Raw genomic sequence first — 19557 nt, 5'->3', positions numbered from 1 at the left:
CTCCCTCCCCCCCGGATGACCGACCGACGCGACGTCGACGCCATCAAGCCGCAAATCCTCGCCTTTCTCGACAAGCACCACGACCGCGCGTACCGCGCCAAGGAGCTGTCCCGGGCGATCGGCATCAAGAATCAGGACCGGTACCAGGCGCTCCTCGACGCCTTCGACGAACTGCGCGACTCGAGCGCCGTCGACAAGCTCAAGGGCGGGCGCATCCAGCACAAGACGGACGGGCACGAGGCCGTCGGCCGGCTGTCCGTCTCCCCCCAGGGCTACGGCTTCCTCAAGACCGATGACGGGACGGAGTACTTCGTCCGCCCGCGCCGCATGAAGACGGCGATGCACGGCGACCGCGTCCGCGTGGCACTGGCGGCCGAGAAGAAGGGCCGCCCCTCCGATCAGCTCCGCGAGTGCGAGGTGCTGGAGGTCGTCGAGCGCGGCCGGTCGCAGACCGTCGGCACGTTCGCCACGACCGGCAAGTCCGGCTGGGTGGTCCCCGACGACCAGCGGATGACGCACGACATCTACGTCCCGCGCGACAACTGGAACGGCGCGCTGCCGGGCGACAAGGTGGTCGTGACGATTGACGCCTACGACGACCCCAAGGCCTCGCCCGAGGGCACGGTCGTTCAGGTGATTGGCAAGGTCGGCGACCCCGGCGTCGACGTCCTGGCGCTGGCGATGGCGCACGGCACGCCGTCCGACTTCCCGCCGGAGGTCGAGGCCGCCGCCGAGCAGATCACGCCGGGCATCACCAAGAAGGAAATCGCCCGCCGGCTGGATCTGCGCGACTACCCCGTCTTCACCATCGACCCCGAGGACGCCGAGGACTTCGACGACGCGATCCACACGCGCGACCTGGGCGACGGCATGACCGAGGTCGGCGTCCACATCGCCGACGTGAGCTTCTACGTCCCCGAGGGCGGGACCATCGACAAGGAGGCCTACGACCGCGCGACGAGCACCTACCTCGTCGACCGCGTCATCCCGATGCTCCCCGAGGCCCTCTCGAACGGCGTCTGCTCGCTCCGCCCCCACGAGGACAAGCTGGCGTACTCATGCATCATGGTCGTCGACGGCGGTGGCCACGTCCACTCGTGGGAGATCCACGAGACCGTGATCCACTCGAAGCACCGCTTCACGTACGACGGCGCCCAGGACGTGCTCGACGGCGCGGGGCACGAGATGGCCGACGAGGTGCTCCGGGCCGGCGAGCTGGCGCGGACGCTGACCAAGAAGCGCGTCGCCGAGGGCGCCATCGACTTCGACGTGCCCGAGGTCCGGGTCAAGCTCAACGAGCAGGGCGAGCCGATCGACGTGTACGAGAAGCCGCGCAAGGAGGCCAACCGGCTGATCGAGGAGTTCATGCTGCTCGCCAACCGGGCGGTCGCCATGGAGGCCGAGAAACGCAACGTGCCGCTCCTCTACCGGATCCACGACAAGCCCGACCGCGAGCGCATCACGGCGCTCTCCGACTACGTCAAGACGTTCGGGCGGTCGCTCCCCCACAAGAACGGCGAGGTCGAGCGGGCCAAGCTGAACGCCCTTCTGATGTCGGCCAAGGGCTCGCCCGAGGCGCCGATCCTAGAGCAGGCCGCCATCCGGTCGATGTCGAAGGCCGTCTACTCGCCCGACAACATCGGCCACTACGGCTTGGGGTTCGAGTACTACGCGCACTTCACGTCGCCCATCCGCCGGTACCCGGACTTGATCGTCCACCGCGTGCTCAAGCGCGCGCACGGCCAGCAGGAGGGCGCCATCCCGACCGAGGAGGCCCTCGAGGTGGCCGGCGAGCACACCTCGAACCGCGAGCGCGAGGCGACCTCGGCCGAGCGCGAGTCGATCAAGCTCAAGCAGGTCGAGTACGCCGCGGCCCACATCGGCGACGAGTTCGACGGCGTCGTCGTCGGCGTCACCAAGTTCGGCGTCTTCGTCCAGATGACGAAGTTGCTCGTCGAGGGGCTCATCCACATCCGCGAGATGGACGGGTACTGGGAGTACGACGAGCGCCGCTACACGCTCGTCAGCAAGTCGTCGGGCCGGCGGATCCACGTCGGCGACGCGTGCCGCGTGCGGATCGAGGCGGCCGAGCCGGAGACCCGCCGCGTCGATCTCGCCTTCGTCGAGATGCCCGGGCGGATCGACGACAAATCCAAAAAGTCCGGCAGCCGGACGAGCGACCGCCAGGGCAAGCGGACCACGCGCGGCGCCCGCCCCAAGGGCCGCAAGCGCCGCTAGCTCGACCCCGCTCGCGAGCCGTCCAACGCCAGCCGACCCGTGAGGATCGGCTGGCGTTTCCGTTCGCCTGCGAGGGCGTCCGCCTGCGATCGGAGCCGTTTGTGAGGGGGTGCGACGCATGGGACTCGCCCCGCGACCTCGCGGCGGCTACGTTCCCGTCTCTCCACCCTGCAGACATGCGCCTCGCCCTCCTCTCCGCCGCCCTCCTCCTCAGCGCCTGCGGCACGACGTCCTCCCGCGAGGGAGCGTCCGCGGACCCCTCCGACTCCAGCGCCGAGCCCATCGAGGCCGAGCTCCGGCGCTTTGCCGGCGTCGACGTGCGGGAGAGCGCGGGCGGGATCCAGGTCCGCGTCCGGGGCGAGACCTCGTTCATGGCCGGGCAGGAGCCGCTGTACGTGATCGACGGCTCGCCCGTCGCGCCCGGGCCGGGCGGCACGCTGGCCGGCCTGTCGCGCGCCGACATCACAGACATCCGGGTGCTCAAGAACGCCAGCGAGACGTCCGTCTACGGGCCCCGAGGCGCGAACGGCGTCGTCGTGATCACCACCCGCCGGGGTGCCAATTAGCCGACGGCGCCGGGCTTGCGGAAGATGACGTGCGGCGCGCCGTCCGTCACGCCGGGGGCCTCGGACACGACGAGCCCTACGCCGGCGGCGGCGGCAAGCACGGCGGGGCCGTCGGCGGCGATCCAGACCCATCCGCCCGCCCGGAGCACGCGGGCGGCGTCCGGGAGCTGGGAGAACCCGTCGTCGGGCGCGCCCACGACCACCCAGTCTGCCGAGGCGTCCTCGAGGTCAGCCGGGCGGGCGACGGCGGAGGCGCCCGCGATCGCCGCGTCGGAAACGGCCACCACGTCGAAGCCGAGTGCGACCAGGGCCGGGGTGGTCTCCCCCGCCGAGAGATCGGCCACGACCGTCCCCGGGGCCACCGAGGCGAGCGTCCGCAGGAGATGCGCCGAGGGCATTACGCGGCCGATCGCTGGGCGTCCTCGTCCGGGCGGGTCTCCGTGACAAGCGTGGGGGCCTCGGAAAGCCATGCGCGCGTGTGCGGTACGCGATCGCAGACTGGGCAGTGTGAGGGCGTCGGCGTGAGAGACGAGTCAGCCAAACCCAAGCCTGCGTCGAGCACGTCGGGCTCGACGTGGGTCACCACGCACTCCGCGAGCGCGTCGATCACCAACGGGTGGTCGTTGAGGCCGTTCGTCACCTCGAAGTGGCGGATGCCCTCCTTAGCGGCGACCGCTCGGCCAGTCACGTCGAGGTCGAAGGCCGTGTCGATCCGGTCCGACAGGAACGAGATCGGGACGACGAGCAGCGCGGAGGCCCCGTCGTCGGCCGCATCGGCGACCGCGTCGCCGACCCGCTCCCCAAGCTCCGCGCCTGAGCCGAGTGTGGGCAGGAAGGCCACCGAGGACTCCCGGCCGTCGGTGCGGGCGTCCAGAACGGCACGGACGGTGGCGTGTACCTGGCAGCAGTAGGGGTCGCCGAGCCGCGTGAGGTGCCGCTTGGCCGCGCCGTGCGCGGCGAAGAGGATGCGGACGCGGCCCCGGACCTCGCGGTCGAACCGCTGGAGCCCTTCGTCGATCCGCTCGTTGAGCGCGCGGATGAGCTTCGGGTGGGTGGCGTACTCCGAGACCAGCGTAGTGGGCGCCTCAACCGGCCCGTGGGCCCGCCAGTACGCCAGCGACGACCCGCCGGTGGACGCGGAAAAGTGGGGCTGGAGTGGCAGCAGGATCACCTTCGAGACCCCGTCCTCTGCCATCCGGCGTCGCGCGGTGGCCATCGAGGGGTCGCCGTGGCGCATCGCGACGTAGGTGCGGAATTCGGCGCTGAGCGCCCCGCCAAAGCGGCTATTGAGCCGGTCTTCCAGGGCTCGCGCCTGCTCGGAGACGTGGCGCCGGAGCGGGCTGCAGCCGCCGATCATCTCGAAGGACTGCTGGAGCGCGCGGCCCCGCCGCTTGGCGAGGACCCGGGCCACCGAGGGCCGCAGTGCCTTGGGCACCCGGAGGTCGACCTCGACGGGGTCCAGCAACCGACTCTCCAGGAACGGCGCGACGTCCGTCGGGGTGAGCGGCCCGCCCAACTCCATCGTCACCACGCCGACGACGTCCCCTGGGGACACGCGCACAACCGCTTGGTCAAACGCTTCGCCCGTCAGGATGGCGGGGTCCGGCCGGTACGTTCGGAGGTACGTCAGTGGGGACATTCAGAAAGGAGTCTGGACGGCCGCCTGGGGGATCCCCCGGGGCGCACATCACAAGTAACCCCTTAGAGAACCGCCCCGTGTCGCGACTCTTTGAAGACTGCAGCTCCGCCGCCGGATTGACGATGGCTCCACACCGCCGCACTGCGGCAATGCCCGTCATGGCCTGCAAAAAGCGATCTAGACGGAGGCGACCACTGAGGCGAGGCGCCGGCGAAAGCCGGCCTCGGTGACGTCACGCCAGATTTGAGGGAGCGCCGTCAGCGAGAGCCCGCTGGCGCTCCCGCTGAGGGACGCGGCGAGATGGCGGCCCCTCGCCTCCACCACGGCCCGCTCGGCGCTGGCGAGTGCCGGGAGCACCTCGGCCGGGTCGCCGGCCAACTCGACGACGGCGTGGAGGCCGCTCAGCGCGACCGCGAGGTGGGCGGCGAGTTCGGGCGTCGGCGTCCCAAGGTCATCTTCGAAGGCGCAGACGGCCTCGAATCGGGACCAGACCGCCGACCCAAGCACGTGCCGGAGCCGCGTCGGCGTGGGCGCGTCGCCGGGAGGGCCGACGTAGTCGTCCGCGAGGGCCACGTCGTCGCTCCGCAAGCCGGCCTCGGCGGCGGCGTCCAGGCGAGAGGCCAGGCGGCGGGCGCGGTCGCCCCACACCTGGGGACCGGCGCCAAGGTGATCGGCGGCCTGCCCCACGCGGTCGGCGGCCAAGCGCGCAAGGTCGGCCCGGCCCGTCGCGGCGGCGGCGCGGGCGGCGTCGAGGGCGTCGCTGAGGCGGGTCGCCAGCGGGCGCAAGGCGGCCACCACGCGCCGCGCGGCGGCGTCCGGCAGCACGCGGTCGAACGTCTCGACCGCCAGCCGCAGACCGTGCGCGGCGACGAGCAACCGACGGGCGTCGGACGGCGCACGCGTCAACGCGAAGCGGGCGGCGCGGGCGTCGAAGCGGGCGACGTGGTAGCTCACGAGGGACTCTGCCGCCCTCAAGACCGGCATGTCGCCGACGAACGCGGGAAAGCGCGGCTCGTCCCCTGTCGAGGGGGCGGCGCGCGGGCGGTGGCCGTCGCCCTGAGGCTCGCGGGCGACGATCGGCACCGGACCAAGCACCACCGGGTACGGATCGAGCGGGGTCGACGGGCGCGTGTGCTCGACGGCCAGCGGGGGCGCGGCCGCCTCGGGTCGGGGATGCGAGACGGTGGCCGGGGCCGCTGGGGCCAGAACCGGCCCAGGAGTCGGAGTCGGGACCGGCGACGGGGCCGCAGGCAACGGGCCGGCCGCAACAGGTGGCGCGGGAGTCGGCTGGGCGGGGGCTGACGGGGACAGCGACGCCGGGACGGGCGCCGGCCTCGGGGAAGCGTTCGGCTCGGGGCCGTCGAGGTCCCCGCCCGCAAAGAGGGGTGTGACGGGGGGCGTGTGATTCGAAAAGAGATCGAGCAACTCGGCCATGTCCGCCGCCTCATCGGCTCCCGGCCGGCCATCCCCCGAAGAGCCGGGATCGGGCGCCGGGGCGACGGGCGACGGGTCCAGGACGCCGAGCCGCAGCGACCGGAAGCCCTCACGCACGGCCCGAACATGGCCCATGCTGACGCCGGTCTGAGCCGCGATGGTGTCGGCCCGGAAGCCACGCCCATCGAGCTGGACGATTCGAGCGCGGAGGGCGCGGTCGTCGTCGCCGGCCGCTGCCACGTCGAGCGCCTCGACCTCGTCGGGAAGCAGCAGGGCGGGCTCGTCGAGGGTGCGCGGGAAGCGACGCACGGCGCGCTCCAGCCGCGACTGGTCCACGCGTTCGAGCCCGGCCTCCAGAAACGCCTCTGCCAAGCCGTCGACGGACCCTCCGGGCACCGGCTCGACCTCGACCTCGTTCGAAACGACGCGAGCGCCGGGCACCTCGTAGACCACCACGTCGAACGAGATGACGGCGGCGGGGTGGCCGTCCCGGAGCACCAGCCGCGGCGTACGGTACAGGCGGATCGACAAGAGCGGGTGCACGGCGTCGCCGCCGGTCAGCATCGCGAGGGCATCGGAGAGGGCGCTCGGCGGGAGCGCCAGCACGCCGTCGCCGGGGATCGTCACCAGGTCGAGGTCCGCACAGACAGGCCCGGCCTCGGGCTCGAAGCGGCGGAGGGATACGGTCGCCCCTCCCCCCTGCTCGCGGACCCGGAGCGCGACCCCGCGGCGCAGCAGTTCACCGTCCTCGGTGTCGAAGTACCGATCCAGGACGCGGACCGGCGGGTGCGGATCGAGCCGGAGTCCCCCGAGTTCGGGGGCCTGCACCAGAGCCGAGAACGGCCCCGGACGACGGGCGACGAAAGTGGTGGAGGGCATGGGGGGACGCGCGCCCTGCAACATACGGGCGGGGCCGACCGGAGCCGGGCGGTGTGGATATCTCGACGGTGCCGGGAGTGGCCGGTGGGTGCGCGCGAGACGGCAGGAGCCGACCGCCATCCCCTGCCCCACCGCTCAGACTATCCGTTTTGGGGGTGACCCGCGAGCGCCTCGGCCTCAGCGATCAGGACCTCGACGGCGTCGAGCCCCCGGTCCCAGAACCCCGGATCCCGGAGGTCGATCCCGAGCCGGCCAACGAGGACGTGCGGCCAGTCCGACCCGCCCGCCGCCAGCAGGTCGCGGTACTTCGCGGGGAAGCCCGGGCCCTCCGACTGGTACCGCGCGTACAGCGCCAGCACCAAGAGCTCGCCGAAGGCGTAGGCGTAGACGTAGCCCGGCGTGTGCACAAAGTGCGGGATGTAGCTCCACCACTGGCGGTAGCCGTCGGTCAGCGTCACGCTGTCGCCGTACATCGCGCGCTGCGTCGCCATCCAGTGCTCGGCAAAGTCGTCCGGGGACAGCTCGCCCTCCGAGCGGCGGTGGGCGTGGATCCGAGCCTCGAAGCGGTTCATCGTCACCTGCCGGAAGACCGTCGCCATCGTGTCGTCGATCTTCTCCATCAGCAGCGCGAGCCGGTCGGCGGGGTCGTCGAGGCTTGCGAGCATCCGCTGGAAGGTGAGCATCTCGCCAAAGACCGACGCGGTCTCAGCCGTCGTCAGCGGCGTGTCGGCGTGGTAGACGCCCTGCTCGCGCGCGAGAAACTGGTGGACCCCGTGGCCGAGCTCGTGCGCCAGCGTCTGGACGTCGCGGAGCTGGCCGGTGTAGTTGAGCAGGATGTAGGGGTGCGCGCTCGGCACGGCCCCGTGGCTGAACGCGCCGCCCCGCTTGCCCGCCTGCGCCGGCGCGTCGATCCAGCGGTCGTCGAAGAACCGCTCGACGATCTCGCCCATCTCGGGGTCAAAGCCGGCATACGCCGCCGTGACCGTCTCGCGCGCCTCGGCCCACGGCACGAACGCCGCCGCCTCGGCCGTCGGCGCGTAGCGGTCGTAGTCGTACAGCGTGTCGAGGCCGAGCAACGTCCGCTTGAGCGTGTAGAAGCGCTGCACCAAATCGTACCGCCCGGTCACCGCCTCGACGAGGGCGTCGACACTCGCGTCGTCGATCTCGTTCGACTCGTTGCGGCTGGCGATCCACGAGTCGTAGCCCCGGAGCCGGTCGCTGGACGCCTTGTCAGCCAGGATGGTGTTGAACACGTAGGCGAGCGGGCGCTGGAGCCCGTCGAGCCCGTCGGTCACCGCCTGCGCCGCCTGCTGGCGGACAGCCCGGTCGCCGTCGTGGAGCTTGACGGTCGCCTGCTGGAGCGGGAGGAGTTCGCCGCCGACGTCGAAGCGCGCTGCGCCGAGCGTCTCGTCGAAGAACCGGTTCCACGCGCTCCACCCGGTGACCGCCTTCTCGGACAAGATCCGCTCCTCGGGCTCGGACAGCACGTGGTCGCGCGCCTGCGTCTTGAGTTCGAGGTAGTGCCGGTACGGCGCAAGCTCGGGCGCGTCGGTGAGCGCGGTCGCGCGGTCGGGGTCGAGCCGGGCCCACTCCACGTCCACGAACAGCAGCTCCTGCCCAATCCGGTTGTACGCCTCGCGGACGCGCTGCAGCCTGGCGCCGGACTCCGGCGTCTCCGTATCGGTGCTCCACGCCAGGAACGCGTACGTGTACGCCTTGCCCGCCCGGTCGTGGACGACGGCGAGCGTGGCGAGCGCCTCCCCCAGCTCGGCCGCCGTCAGCTCCGCCAAGCGGCCCCGGTAGCGTTCCGCGAGCCCCAGCGCGTCGGCTTCGGCGAGGGCGAGGTCGGCGGCGAGCGCGGCGTCGGAGGCGTAGAGGTCGGCGAGGTCCCAGCGGACTTCTTCGGCGCCCGTGGGGCGATCGGCGACGGCGGACATAGGGACGTTCCTGAGGGGGGTTTGAGCGACATCGAGGCCCGGCCGCGAGTAGCTTCTGGCGTGGGCCGCGGGCGTCGTGAAGGGCGACGCCGAAGGTACGGCCCGCTCCACTCCGCTCGAACTCCCATGGCCCAAGTCCAGGAGCTCGCGTCGACGGCCGACGCCGACGCCATGCTCGACGCCTCGCACGAGGCGCCCGTTTATCTCCTCAAGCACTCGATCGCGTGCCCGATCTCGGCGCGCGGCCAGATGGAGTTCGTCGGGCTCGAAGGCGACACCGACCCCAAGCTCTACGCCGTCGTCGTGCAGTACGCCCGCGACGTGTCGGCGTACATCGCCGAGCAGCTCCACGTCCAGCACGAGACGCCACAGGCCATCCTGATTCGAGACGGCGAAGCCGTCGACGTCAAGAGCCACGGCTCGATCCGCTTGGCCGCCCTCCGCGACGCCCACGCCCAGGCCGCATGACGTTCCGGGTGCTCCTGCTCGCCGCGCTGAGCCTCTCCGCCTGCGCCGACCCCGCCGACGCCCCGCTGACGTCCGCGTCCGGCGGCGGCGTGACCACTCGGGAGCGCGCGCCGCAAGTCGTGGTCCCGACCCAGAACGGCCTGGTCGACCTTGCCACCCTTGCCGGGCACCCGGTCATCTTGCACTTTGCCGACGGCACCGACGCCGACCTCGCGCAGGCGCTCGCGGAGCTCGAGGCGGCCGGGGCCACCGTCCTCATCGTGGCCGCCAGCGGGGAAGGCGCCGAGGCCGCTCGCGCGTTCGGCTACGACGGCACGTCGCTCGCGGTCGTGGTCGATGGCGAGGGCGACGTGCGGGGGCGCGCCACAGGCACAACGGGCGACGGCCTGTTCGCACTCGCCAGCCCCGTGCTCGCCGAGGCCGACATCTCCGACTCGGTCGCGTGGGGCGGCGCCGACACCCTCGCCCAGCTGATCGCCAGCGGCGGCGTCGTGGTGGACGTGAGCGAGAGCGACGCGGGCCCCGCCTTCGCGCTCGACCTCGCTGCCGACACCATGGCGGCCTCGGACCTGCCCGCCGACCTCGGCACGCCGCTCGCGTTCGTCGGGCCCGAGGCGGAGGCCGCCGCTCGTCGCGCAGCCCGCTGGGGCTACGCCGCCGCGTTCATTGCCGATGAGCAGGGCGCGCTGTTCCCCATCGAGGCCCCCGCTCCCCCATCGCCCCGGCGCTCGGGCGGCGTCCGCGGCTAGCCCGTAGGGCGCAACGGTAAGCCGTCGACCGCACGGCTCCGATGATGGGGAGCAGCCTCACACTCCCAGAACACGTCATCTCGAGCGTGCGAGGGACCTCAGCGAGAGCGTCTGAGTCGCGACGAACGGAAGGATGGGCTTGGGGCCGCGCTGGAAGCCCTCACGTCGTTCGGGATGACACCGCAGGGCGGGGCGCGCCTTCCGCAAACAGTTTCTCAGGATGACAAGTCCCATTCGAGCGGAAGGGTCGGCGAGGGCTAACCAAGGCCCCTCCGACGTCTGAGGATTGTCTGAGGGCAGGAGACTAAAGGTCCCCATCGAGCGCAGGGACGGCCGATTCGCCAGCTTGCGGGCTTCCCACCACTGCCGCACCATGCCCATCTCCATCGCCGGATTGTACGAGGACGCCGTCGCCACCTCCCCCGCAGGCGACGCCATCACCCAGATTGTGCTCCGCCTCTCCGAGCCGCCCAGCGACGACTGGATCGAGGCGTTCCACCACGAGTGGGCGCTGACCAGCTACCCCCGCAAGCGGAGCGCCCGCATCGGGTCGGTGCGCCTGCCGGGCTCGGTCGCCGTCCGGCGTGGCCTCATCCTATCGTCGTCTCCGCAGGATTTCGTGGACAAGCACAAGCGGCACCTCGAGGACGCCGTGCTCCGGGCCAACGACCGGATGCAGCAGCGGGATCGCCAGCGGGACATGACCATCGCCGAGGCGGCGCAGGTCATTCGCGAGATCAACCAGGCCCATTACGGCGACGCCCCGAGTCCCGACGATGCGGCGGGCGCGCCCATCGTCCGGCTGGCGGTGTGATCTGTGCGCAGCGGGACGGGCGATGCAGGGCCCGGAGGCAGGGCCCGGGGCGCAAAGGTGCCGGAGGCGGGACTCGAACCCGCAGGGCGCGGACGCCGGCGGATTTTAAGTCCGCTGTGTTTGACCAGTTTCACCACTCCGGCGCGGCGGGCGCAGGCCCGACGTAAGCTACGCGTCCCCCGCCGACGCCCATGCCCGATCGCCTCCGTGCCCTCGCCACCGCCATTTCGGAGCGGTCGCACGCCCCGTACTCCGGCGCGCCCGTCGGCGTGGCCATCCTGCTGTCCGACGGGCGGACCGTCGCGGCGCCCCGCATCGAGAACGCCTCCTTCCCGCTGACCATCTCGGCGCTGCAAGGTGCGCTCGCGTTGGCGGCGCTCGCCAGGGGCACGCCGGTCGCCGTCGCCCAAAGCACTCCATTCGCGTCGCACGCCCTCGGGGCCATCGCCAGCGCCGCGCCGTCGGACTGGCGCATCGTCGGGCCCGACCTCGCGGTCTCGGGCGGGACGCTCCCCAAACTCGCCGACGCGGTCGACTTCGAACTTGCCGACGCTCCCGACGACTTGGTCCGCGGAGCAGAGCTGGCGCTCGCGATCTCCGAGCGAGCCGTCGTGCCCGCCTCCCACTTTCCCGTCGGCGCGGTCGTCGTGGATGCCCATGGACGGACGGTTGCCGGGGCGAACGTCGAGATCGCGACGGATTGGGCGGCCGGGCTCTGCGCGGAGCGCACGGCGCTCGTGGCCGCGCGAGCGGCAGGGCTGGGGCCAATCCGTACGCTGTACGTCGCCTGCGTCAAGGCGCCCGGCGGGACGCCCTGCGGCGGGTGCCGACAGGTGATCGCCGAGCTGGCGCCCGACGCCGCCGTGGCGATCTGGCGCGGCCCCGACCCGCCGCACGTGACCTCGCCCGACGTCCTGCTCCCCGGCGCCTTCCGGGGCGACGCCCTCGGCCGCTAGCGACTCCCGCCTGCGCGGTGGCAATCGGGCCGCCGCGCCGTCGTTCCGGCCGCCCCGCTCACGCTCTCGTTGGACCTCTCCCTCGCCGTCCCCCCCATCGTCTTGGCCGTCGCCGCCGTCGCCGCGGGCGCGCTGTCGTGGGCGACCTACGGGCGGAGCACCCCGACCGTCACGGGCTGGCGACGGGGCGGGCTGGCGGCGCTCCGCTTCGGGGCGCTGTTTGTGGTGATTCTGCTGCTGCTGGAGCCCGTCTGGACCCGGATCACGCGGTCCGGCGAGCCGCCTCTGCTGGCCGTCTTGGTCGACGACAGCGAGAGCCTGGCCTTGGGCGACGGCCCCGCCGCCGCGCTCCGCGCCGCGCTCGACGACCTGCCCGAGGACGACGCGCTCCGGTTCTACCGCTTCTCCTCCGACGCCCGCCCCGAGGGCGCGAGCCTGCCCGGCGACAGCCTGCGCTTCGACGGCGAGCGGACCGACATCGCGGCGGCGCTGACGCGCGTCGAGGCCGACTTCGCAGGGCGCAACCTGCGCGGCGTGGTCTTGCTGAGCGACGGCCGCGTGACCGACGGTCGCAACCCGGCCTATCTCGCCGAACGCTCCGCCGTGCCGATCTGGACGGCAACCGTCGGCGACAGCCTGTCGACGCGCGACGTGCGGCTGGAGCGAGCGGTGACGAACGACGTGGCCCGCGTCGGGAGCCCGCTCCCGATCCAAGCCGGGATCCGGGCGACGGGGTACGCCGGGCAGCCCGCCTCGGTGACTGTCACCTCGGGAGGCCGTACGCTGGCGCGGACGACGGTCGAGATCCCGTCGGACGGCGCCGAGGCCGTCGTCGACCTGAGCGTCACGCCCGGAGCGCCCGGCGTCCGCCGCTTCACAGTTACGGTCGGGCCGCTGGCGGGCGAGGCGACAGTCCGCAACAACCGCCAGACGGTCGCGGTGCGCGTGCTCGACGACGACCGCCGCGTGCTGCTCGTGGCCGCCGCGCCCGGCCCGGACGTGGCCGCGCTCCGCGCCGCGCTCGACGCCGACGACTCGGTCGAGCTGACGGTCCGCACCCAGCGCTCGCCCGGCTTCTTCTACGAGGGCGCCGTCCCCCCGCTCGCCCGCTACGACGCCGTGATCCTGGCCGGCTACCCCGGCACCGCCGCCGACGCGCCGACGGCCGACCGCATTGCCGACGCCATCGCGGGCGGCTTGCCGGCCGTCTTTGTGATGACCTCGGGCACCGACCTGACGCGACTCGCGCGGACGTTCGGCGACGTGCTCCCCGCCGCGCTGGCCGTCCTGCGCCCCGGCACCGTCGAGGCGGGCTTGTCCCCCACCCCGGCGGGCGAGTCGCACCCGATTCTCGACCTCGGCGTGCCCGCCGCCCGGCTCACCGCCCTGCCCCCACTCGCCGCGAGCCCGACACGCTACGCCTTGCAGCCCGGTGCCCGTGTGCTGGCGACCGTCCGACGAGGCGCGACGGCGCTGGACGCGCCCCTGCTCGCGGTCCGCCAGAACGGCTCGGTCCGCACGGTCGCCGTCTACGGCGCCGGCACGTGGCGCTGGCGGACGCTGCCCGACGACCTCGACGACCTGCGCGGCGTCCACGCCCGATTCGTCGACCGACTCGTGCGCTGGGCGACGGCCCCTCGCGACCGCCGCCCCGTCCGCGTCCGCCCCGACCGCGCGACGTTCGGCGAGCGCGATCGCGTCACGTTCACCGGCCAGGTCTACGGCGACGGCCTCGAACCCATCGACGACGCACGTATTGAGCTGACCGCCGATGGCCCGGGGCCGCAAGAGCGCGCTACGATGCGCCCGCTCGGCAACGGCCGCTACGTCGCCGACCTCGGCGTCCGCCCGCCCGGCCGCTACTCGTTCTCGGCAGCCGCCACGCGAGGCGGGGCCCCCCTCGGCTCCGATCGGGGCGGGTTCGCCGTCGGCGCCATCGCCGCCGAGTTCCGCCAGCCCGGCGCCGACCCCGCGCTGATGCGGCAGGTCGCCCTCCGGTCGGGCGGCGCGGTCGTCGGGCTCGACACGCTCGGCGCTTTCGTGCGCGGCTTGCGCCAAGCGGGCGCCCTCGAAGACCGACCGCTCGTGCGCGAAGACGCGACGCCGCTTTTGGGCATGTGGCCCTTCCTGCCGCTCGCCCTCACGCTTCTTACCGTCGAGTGGGTCTGGCGCAAGCGGATCGGGATGGTCTAGCGAGCGTGTGGCGAACGCTCGCGCTCTTGCCTCGGGCAGCGGCGCCCGCAGCTGAGAATCGTTCGGCCTGGCCTCTGGACTGTAGGGTCGCTGGTGGTGGGAGCTCGCGGAGCCGGGGTGGGCTCCCCTCCTCAGGTCTCAGACTCGGACCGACGACGCCCGATGTAGGTCAGGCCCGCCGCCGTCACCGCCAGCGCGTAGACACCGGCCGTAGCGACGAGCCAGACGTTCCCCGCCACGGCGCCCGCGGCGGCCAGCGCGACGGCCGGCAGGTAGAACACGGCCACCCGGAGCACGCCGATGAGCACGTGGCCGAGCGCTACGAGGGCGCGGCCCAACGCTTGCAGAGGCCGGATGGCCGATCGGTCCGTCCACCACGCCAGCCCTGCGACGGTGTCGACGACGCCCTCGTTAAATCGGGCCGCGAGGTCTTCGGTGCGGTCCCCAAGCGATTCGAGTCGGTCGAGCAGCGAGGGCATGAGCGATCGGGATGTCGTCGTCGTACGGAGCCCGTAGGTATCACCCTGACTCTGCGCGCCTTAACCCCCGACGCCCCGACCGATCCGCGACCATCTCGGCCGCCCGGCCTCGTCGTCCCACGAGAAGTAGACCCCGAGCGCCTTGCCGATGACGTGGTCGAACGGCACGAACCCCCATGTGCGGCTGTCGGCGGAGTCGTCTCGGCTGTCGCCGAGCACGAAGTAGTAGTCCTGCGCGAAGGTGTAGGTCTCGGCCGGGCGGCCGTCGATGGCGAAGCCCTCCGCCGTGCGCTCGGCGGTGTGCCCTTCGAACCGCTCGATGATCGTACGCACGACGGGCCACGACACGTCGTCCAGGCGGAGCGTCGTGCCTCGGGCGGGAATCACGATCGGGCCGTAGTCGTCGAGGCTGTAGCGACGTGCGGAGGGGAAAGCCGCGCTGCCGTCGCCGGGCGGGCGGAGGTACGGGGTCGCCGCTTCCACGCCGTCGAGCGCCCCGAGCGCCTCGGCCTCCGCCGGGGTCGCCGAGGCCACCCAGGCGCCGGGCCCGGCGCGCTGCACGCGCCCGTCGAGCCCGATCGCCGTCAGCGCCTCCGTCGTGGGCAGTCGGCCCCGGAGCCTCCACAGCTGGCGCCCGTCGGCCGGGGCCGGCACCGTGGCCCCGCCGGCGACGACCACCTTGTCGCGGATGCGCAACGTATCGCCGGGCAGCCCGACGATCCGCTTGATGTAGGGGACGCGAGCGGACACGTCCGCCGGGAGACCGGGCGGGTAGTTGAAGACCGCCACGTCGCCCCGGTCCGGCCCGTCGACGCCAGGCAGGCGTCGGCCGAGCACGCGCGGGCCGTAGTGGAGCTTGGAGACGAGCACGAAGTCGCCGACGAGCAGGGTGTCCTCCATCGAGGTGGAGGGGATCCGGTACGCCTCGAACGCCAGCACGCGCAGCGCCAGCGCGAAGACGACAGCGCCGAAGAGGACGCGGACCCAGGCGCCCAGCGCCTCGGGGCGGGTCGCGCGCGTGTCGGCGGCGGCCGGCGAGGGCGGGTCGGCGGTCGGCTCCGGCGCTCCCGGCCACCGTGGCCAGCGTGCGTGCCCGTCAACCGCACCGTCCGTCGCGGCGGGTGGCCCTGCCGGGTCCGAGGGCGAGCGGTCGTCGCGGCTCCCGGCCGGGTCGGGGTCGGTGGGCTCTGGGAGATCGAGCATCAGGAGCCGTCGGGGACGACGGGCCGACCTGCGGGACGGCTCACGGGATGGCCCGGAAGAACCGCGACGGCCGGATGAACGGGAAGTCCCCCTTGAACGACAGGAAGGTGAACGTCGCCTTCCCGACCAGGTGCGAGTGCGGCACGAACCCCCAGTAGCGGCTGTCGACCGAGTTGTCGCGGAAGTCGCCCATCGCCATGTAGTAGTCCTGCTCGAAGGTGTACTCCGTCGCCGGGACGCCGTCGATCCGCACGCTCCCCGCCCCGTCGGAGTCCACCGTCCGGCCTTCGTGCCGCGTGATGGCCTCGCCGTAGAGGCCGAGGGTGGCCGCCGTGAGCGAGATTCTCATGCCCGCAGACGGCACGACGCGGGGCGCGACGTGGTCGGGGTTGGCGCCGTACGTCACGTCGACGTTTCGCTCGTCCAGGATGAACGGCTCGACGCGCGCGACGTCGGCGCGGGCCGCCAGCGCCTCCACCTCGGGCGGCGTCGCGAACACGTCGAAACGAATGGCGCCGGTCGAGTCGCGGAGGTCCGTCCCCGTGAGCAGTTGGACGCCCATCTCGTCGAGTTGGAGGGCGTTGGCGCGGGTGTCGCCGGTGCCGATCACGGTCCAGCGTTGCTTCATCGTCGGCGCCAGCGGGACCGGCGTGCCGTTGATGTGCAGGATCTTGTCGAGGACCGCGAGGGTGTCGCCCGGCAGCGCCACGATCCGCTTGATGTACGGCGCGCGGCGCTCGATGGGCACGGTCGCTGGGATCACGCCGCGCTCCACGTCCCGCGAGGCCGGGTAGTTGAACACGACCACGTCGCCGCGGTGGGGCTCGGTGAAGCCCGGGAGCCGCACCTGGGGAAGCTCGAGACCGGGCAGGTAGATGGAGGTGAACGGGATGCCGATCGTGGCCGGCGTCCGCGGCCCCCAGTGGACCTTCGAGACGATCAGGAAGTCGCCCACCAACATCGTGTCCTCCATCGACTCCGACGGGATCCGGTACGGCTCGACGAGGAACGCGCGGAGCAGCAGGATGGCGGCGATCGCCTTGACCCAGTACCACAGGTTGTCGCGGAAGGTGGGCACGGGCCGCTCGCGTTTGGCGGGGCGGCGGGACGAGGCGGTCGCGGACAAGGCGTCGGGGGGAAGCAGAGCGGGAAGCTACGGGGCCGGACGGAGCGGGGTGCGGGCTGGGCCCGGCACGGGGAGTGCGTCGCCGCCGCCAGCGTCGAGCCGGCCCTCGGCCGTCCGCTCTCGCCGTGCCGGCGGCCCTCGCTTACCGGTGAATCACCCAGCGGTCGGAGGCGCGACCGGCCCAGCGGGGCGCGCGGACGGGCACGGCGTAGTGGCCGACTTCGCCGTTGTAGCCGGTCCGGAACCACTGGCCGCGCTCGTAGGAGTGGTAGTAGTCGAGCCACGGGTCGGGCCGGCGGGCGGCCGAGAGTCGGCGCGACAGGTCCGCCTTGAGCGCGGGCAGAATCGGCGCGTACGTCTCATCGCTGGCGATCAGCAGGCCCCGGCCGAAGGGCCCGTCGATGTCAAGCGCCAGCATCGGGATCGAGTCGTTGACAACGAACCAGTACTCGAACTGGATAAACTCCGAGCCGCCGTAGCCGTAGCGCTCCTGAGCATCGCCGTTGCGGGTCGGGTCGCCAAAGGCGGCCTGTAAGAGCCCCCGGAGGTCGGCCGTCGACGACGTGTCGGTGACGAGCCCGCGCTGGGGCTGGGCCGCGAGCCAGTACGTCTCGCGGTACTGCTCCAGAAAGCTGCCCTGCGCGTTGGACTCCACCTTGCGCCAGCGCAACGTGTTGAGCCGGGCGGCCAGGATGGCGCTGTCGGCGCGGGCGTCCTCGGCGGCACGGAGGCCGTCGATCACGGCCTGCCGCCCCGCCTCGACCTCCAGGAACGCCCGGGTCCACCGGTCGACGGTCCCCAGCACGGCGAGCGGTCGGGGAGCCAGCCGGTCGCCGCGCTCCGCCAGCACCTCGGCGACGCGCGCGACGCGACGCTGCTGCTGGAGCACCTCGACGACCGTCTGCGCCTGCGGCGCAGGGGCAAGGGGCAGGAGGCAAGGGGCAAGGGGCAGAAGGAGCATCACTACGCCTCCGAGTCGAGCGAGGAGGCTCGTCGCGAGGTCTGCCCGTTCCCAGTTCCCAGTTCCCATTTCCCTACTCCATCGAGAGGACGGCGAGGAAGGCCTCCTGGGGGACCTCGACCGCGCCGACCTGCTTCATCCGCTTTTTCCCCTCCTTCTGCTTCTCGAGCAGCTTGCGCTTGCGGCTGATGTCGCCGCCGTAGCACTTGGCCGTGACGTCCTTGCGCAACGCCTTGACCGTCTCGCGCGAGATGATCTTGTTGCCGATCCCGGCCTGGATGGCCACGTCGAAGAGCTGGCGCGGGATGAGCTCGCGCAACTTCTGGGTGAGCCGCTTGCCCATGTCGTAGGCCTTGTCGCGGTGGACGATTGTCGACAGCGCGTCGACCGCGTCGCCGTTGAGCATCACGTCGAGCTTGACGAGCTTCGAAGTCCGGTCCTCGATAAAGTCGTAGTCGAACGAGGCGTAGCCGCGGCTGACCGACTTGAGCTTGTCGTAGAAGTCGAAGACGATCTCCGCGAGCGGCAGCTCGTACTTGAGGTTGACGCGGTCGACCGTGAGGTACTCCTGGGTGAGGTACGTCCCGCGGCGGTCCTGGCACAGCCCCATCAGCGTGCCGACGTACTCGACGGGCGTGATGATCTCGGCCTTGACGTAGGGCTCGCGGACGGCCGAGATGCGGCCGGGGTCCGGCATGTCGGACGGGTTCTCGACGACGATCTCGCTCCCGTCGGTCAGCTCGAGGTTGTAGCGGACGTTCGGCATCGTGGTCACGATGTCGAGCCCGAACTCGCGATCGAGCCGCTCCTGGACGACCTCCATGTGGAGCATCCCCAAAAAGCCGACGCGGAACCCGAAGCCGAGCGCGGCCGACGTCTCGGGCTCGTAGGTGAGGGCCGCGTCGTTGAGCTGGAGCTTTTCGAGCGCCGCGCGCAGGTCCTCGAAGTCGTTCGAGTCGGTCGGGTAGATCCCCGAGAACACCATCGGCTTGACGTCGCGGTAGCCCGGGAGCTGCTCGGCCGCCCCGCCCCGCTGGTGCGTCACGGTGTCGCCGACGCGCGTGTCGGCCACGTCCTTGACCGACCCGATGATGTAGCCGACCTCGCCCGGGCCGAGCTCCTTCGTCGGCTCCATCTTGAGCTTGAGGTGCCCGATCTCCTCGGCGTGGTACTTGGCGCCGGTCGCCATGAACTGGATCGCGTCGCCCTTGCGCAGCGTGCCCTCCTTGACGCGGACGTAGACGATCGAGCCGCGGTACGTGTCGAACGTCGAGTCGAAGATGAGCGCCTGAAGCGGCGCCTCGGGGTCCCCCGTTGGCGCCGGGACGCGCTCGACGATCCGCTCCAAGACGGCCTCGATGCCCATGCCGGTCTTGGCGGAGACGTGGAGCACGTCGGCCGGGTCGCCGCCGATCAAGTCGGTGATGGACTGGGCGACAAGCTCGGGCTGGGCGCTCGGGAGATCGACCTTGTTCAGGACCGGGATGATCTCGAGGTCCTGACCGATTGCCATGTAGAGGTTCGAGATCGTCTGGGCCTCGATGCCCTGCGCGGCGTCGACGACCAGGATGGCGCCCTCACAGGCGTTGAGGGCTCGCGACACCTCGTAGGTGAAGTCGACGTGGCCGGGCGTGTCGATGAGGTCGAGCACGTACTTCTTGCCATCGGCCGCCGTGTACGGCATGCGGATGGCGTGGCTCTTGATGGTGATCCCGCGCTCGCGCTCGAGGTCCATCGAGTCCAGGACCTGGGCCTGCATCTCACGGCTGGTGAGCGTGCCGGTGGCCTCGAGGAGCCGGTCCGCCAGCGTCGACTTGCCGTGGTCGATGTGGGCGATGATGCAGAAGTTTCGGATCCGGCTCTGGTCCACGTAGGCGGGGCGTCGGGGGGGCGGGTGTCTGGCAACGGCGAAAGT

The 19557-nt window shown here is 72.0% G+C and carries 16 protein-coding genes and 1 tRNA gene; 7 read left to right on the top strand and 10 right to left on the bottom strand.

Annotation, left to right across the window (positions count from 1 at the left end):
* The first annotated feature begins 15 nt into the window (after window positions 1–15).
* Both rnr and ACLII4_RS10440 read left to right on the top strand, forming a co-directional pair.
* A complete protein-coding gene (gene rnr / locus ACLII4_RS10445; protein WP_412067338.1) occupies window positions 16–2238 on the top strand; it encodes a ribonuclease R in 2223 nt (740 codons plus the stop codon).
* 176 nt (window positions 2239–2414) lie between these two features.
* Window positions 2415–2804, top strand: a complete 390-nt coding sequence (locus ACLII4_RS10440) for a TonB-dependent receptor plug domain-containing protein (RefSeq protein ID WP_412067337.1) — start codon at window positions 2415–2417, stop codon at window positions 2802–2804.
* Here the strand turns inward: ACLII4_RS10440 and ACLII4_RS10435 are convergent.
* From ACLII4_RS10435 to ACLII4_RS10420, 4 genes are all read right to left on the bottom strand, one after another.
* Window positions 2801–3202, bottom strand: a complete 402-nt coding sequence (locus ACLII4_RS10435) for a hypothetical protein (RefSeq protein WP_412067336.1) — start codon at window positions 3200–3202, stop codon at window positions 2801–2803. The two genes, ACLII4_RS10440 and ACLII4_RS10435, sit on opposite strands and share 4 nt — an antisense overlap.
* Window positions 3202–4443, bottom strand: a complete 1242-nt coding sequence (gene hemH / locus ACLII4_RS10430; RefSeq protein ID WP_412067335.1) for a ferrochelatase — start codon at window positions 4441–4443, stop codon at window positions 3202–3204. Before hemH ends, ACLII4_RS10435 begins: the two co-directional genes overlap by 1 nt.
* A 177-nt stretch (window positions 4444–4620) precedes the next feature.
* Window positions 4621–6756 carry a CYTH domain-containing protein gene (locus ACLII4_RS10425; RefSeq protein WP_412067334.1) on the bottom strand — a complete coding sequence of 712 codons (2136 nt, stop codon included), beginning with the start codon at window positions 6754–6756 and terminating at the stop codon, window positions 4621–4623.
* A 140-nt stretch (window positions 6757–6896) separates the two neighbouring features.
* On the bottom strand, window positions 6897–8693 hold the full coding sequence (locus ACLII4_RS10420; protein ID WP_412067333.1) for a M3 family oligoendopeptidase: 1797 nt from the start codon (window positions 8691–8693) through the stop codon (window positions 6897–6899).
* A gap of 126 nt (window positions 8694–8819) precedes the next feature.
* Here ACLII4_RS10420 and ytxJ point away from each other — a divergent pair, with 126 nt between their 5' ends.
* The 3 genes from ytxJ (at window position 8820) to ACLII4_RS10405 (ending at window position 10724) form a co-directional block, all read left to right on the top strand.
* The gene (ytxJ, locus tag ACLII4_RS10415) at window positions 8820–9161 is read left to right on the top strand and encodes a bacillithiol system redox-active protein YtxJ (protein ID WP_412067332.1); all 342 of its coding nucleotides are present in this window, start codon (window positions 8820–8822) and stop codon (window positions 9159–9161) included.
* Window positions 9158–9910: a hypothetical protein gene (locus ACLII4_RS10410; protein WP_412067331.1), complete on the top strand. Its 753-nt coding sequence runs from the start codon at window positions 9158–9160 to the stop codon at window positions 9908–9910. Before ytxJ ends, ACLII4_RS10410 begins: the two co-directional genes overlap by 4 nt.
* Window positions 9911–10283: 373 nt before the next feature.
* Window positions 10284–10724, top strand: a complete 441-nt coding sequence (locus tag ACLII4_RS10405; protein ID WP_412067330.1) for a hypothetical protein — start codon at window positions 10284–10286, stop codon at window positions 10722–10724.
* 58 nt (window positions 10725–10782) lie between these two features.
* Here ACLII4_RS10405 and ACLII4_RS10400 read toward each other — a convergent pair.
* A tRNA-Leu gene (locus ACLII4_RS10400) sits at window positions 10783–10867 on the bottom strand.
* Window positions 10868–10915: 48 nt separating this feature from the next.
* Between ACLII4_RS10400 and ACLII4_RS10395 the strand changes: the two genes are divergently transcribed.
* Window positions 10916–11680 carry a cytidine deaminase gene (locus ACLII4_RS10395; RefSeq protein WP_412067329.1) on the top strand — a complete coding sequence of 255 codons (765 nt, stop codon included), beginning with the start codon at window positions 10916–10918 and terminating at the stop codon, window positions 11678–11680.
* Between the two features lie 69 nt (window positions 11681–11749).
* Window positions 11750–13873, top strand: coding sequence for a hypothetical protein (locus ACLII4_RS10390; RefSeq protein WP_412067328.1), 2124 nt, complete (start codon window positions 11750–11752; stop codon window positions 13871–13873).
* A gap of 131 nt (window positions 13874–14004) precedes the next feature.
* Here ACLII4_RS10390 and ACLII4_RS10385 read toward each other — a convergent pair whose 3' ends face one another.
* From ACLII4_RS10385 to lepA, 5 genes are all read right to left on the bottom strand, one after another.
* A complete protein-coding gene (locus ACLII4_RS10385) occupies window positions 14005–14352 on the bottom strand; it encodes a hypothetical protein (RefSeq protein ID WP_412067327.1) in 348 nt (115 codons plus the stop codon).
* Between the two features lie 60 nt (window positions 14353–14412).
* Complete coding sequence (lepB, locus tag ACLII4_RS10380; protein ID WP_412067326.1) at window positions 14413–15555, bottom strand: signal peptidase I; 1143 nt, start codon at window positions 15553–15555, stop codon at window positions 14413–14415.
* Window positions 15556–15595: 40 nt separating this feature from the next.
* Entirely contained in the window at window positions 15596–16681 is a 1086-nt protein-coding gene (lepB, locus tag ACLII4_RS10375) for a signal peptidase I (RefSeq protein ID WP_412067325.1), read from the bottom strand.
* Between the two features lie 142 nt (window positions 16682–16823).
* A complete protein-coding gene (locus ACLII4_RS10370) occupies window positions 16824–17642 on the bottom strand; it encodes a hypothetical protein (RefSeq protein WP_412067324.1) in 819 nt (272 codons plus the stop codon).
* A 73-nt stretch (window positions 17643–17715) separates the two neighbouring features.
* Entirely contained in the window at window positions 17716–19512 is a 1797-nt protein-coding gene (lepA, locus tag ACLII4_RS10365; RefSeq protein ID WP_412067323.1) for a translation elongation factor 4, read from the bottom strand.
* Window positions 19513–19557 lie beyond the last annotated feature (45 nt).

It is taken from the genome of Rubrivirga aquatilis (assembly GCF_046845665.1).
Classification (GTDB): Bacteria; Bacteroidota; Rhodothermia; order Rhodothermales; family Rubricoccaceae; genus Rubrivirga.
This window is presented reverse-complemented; position numbering and strand designations above follow the sequence as displayed.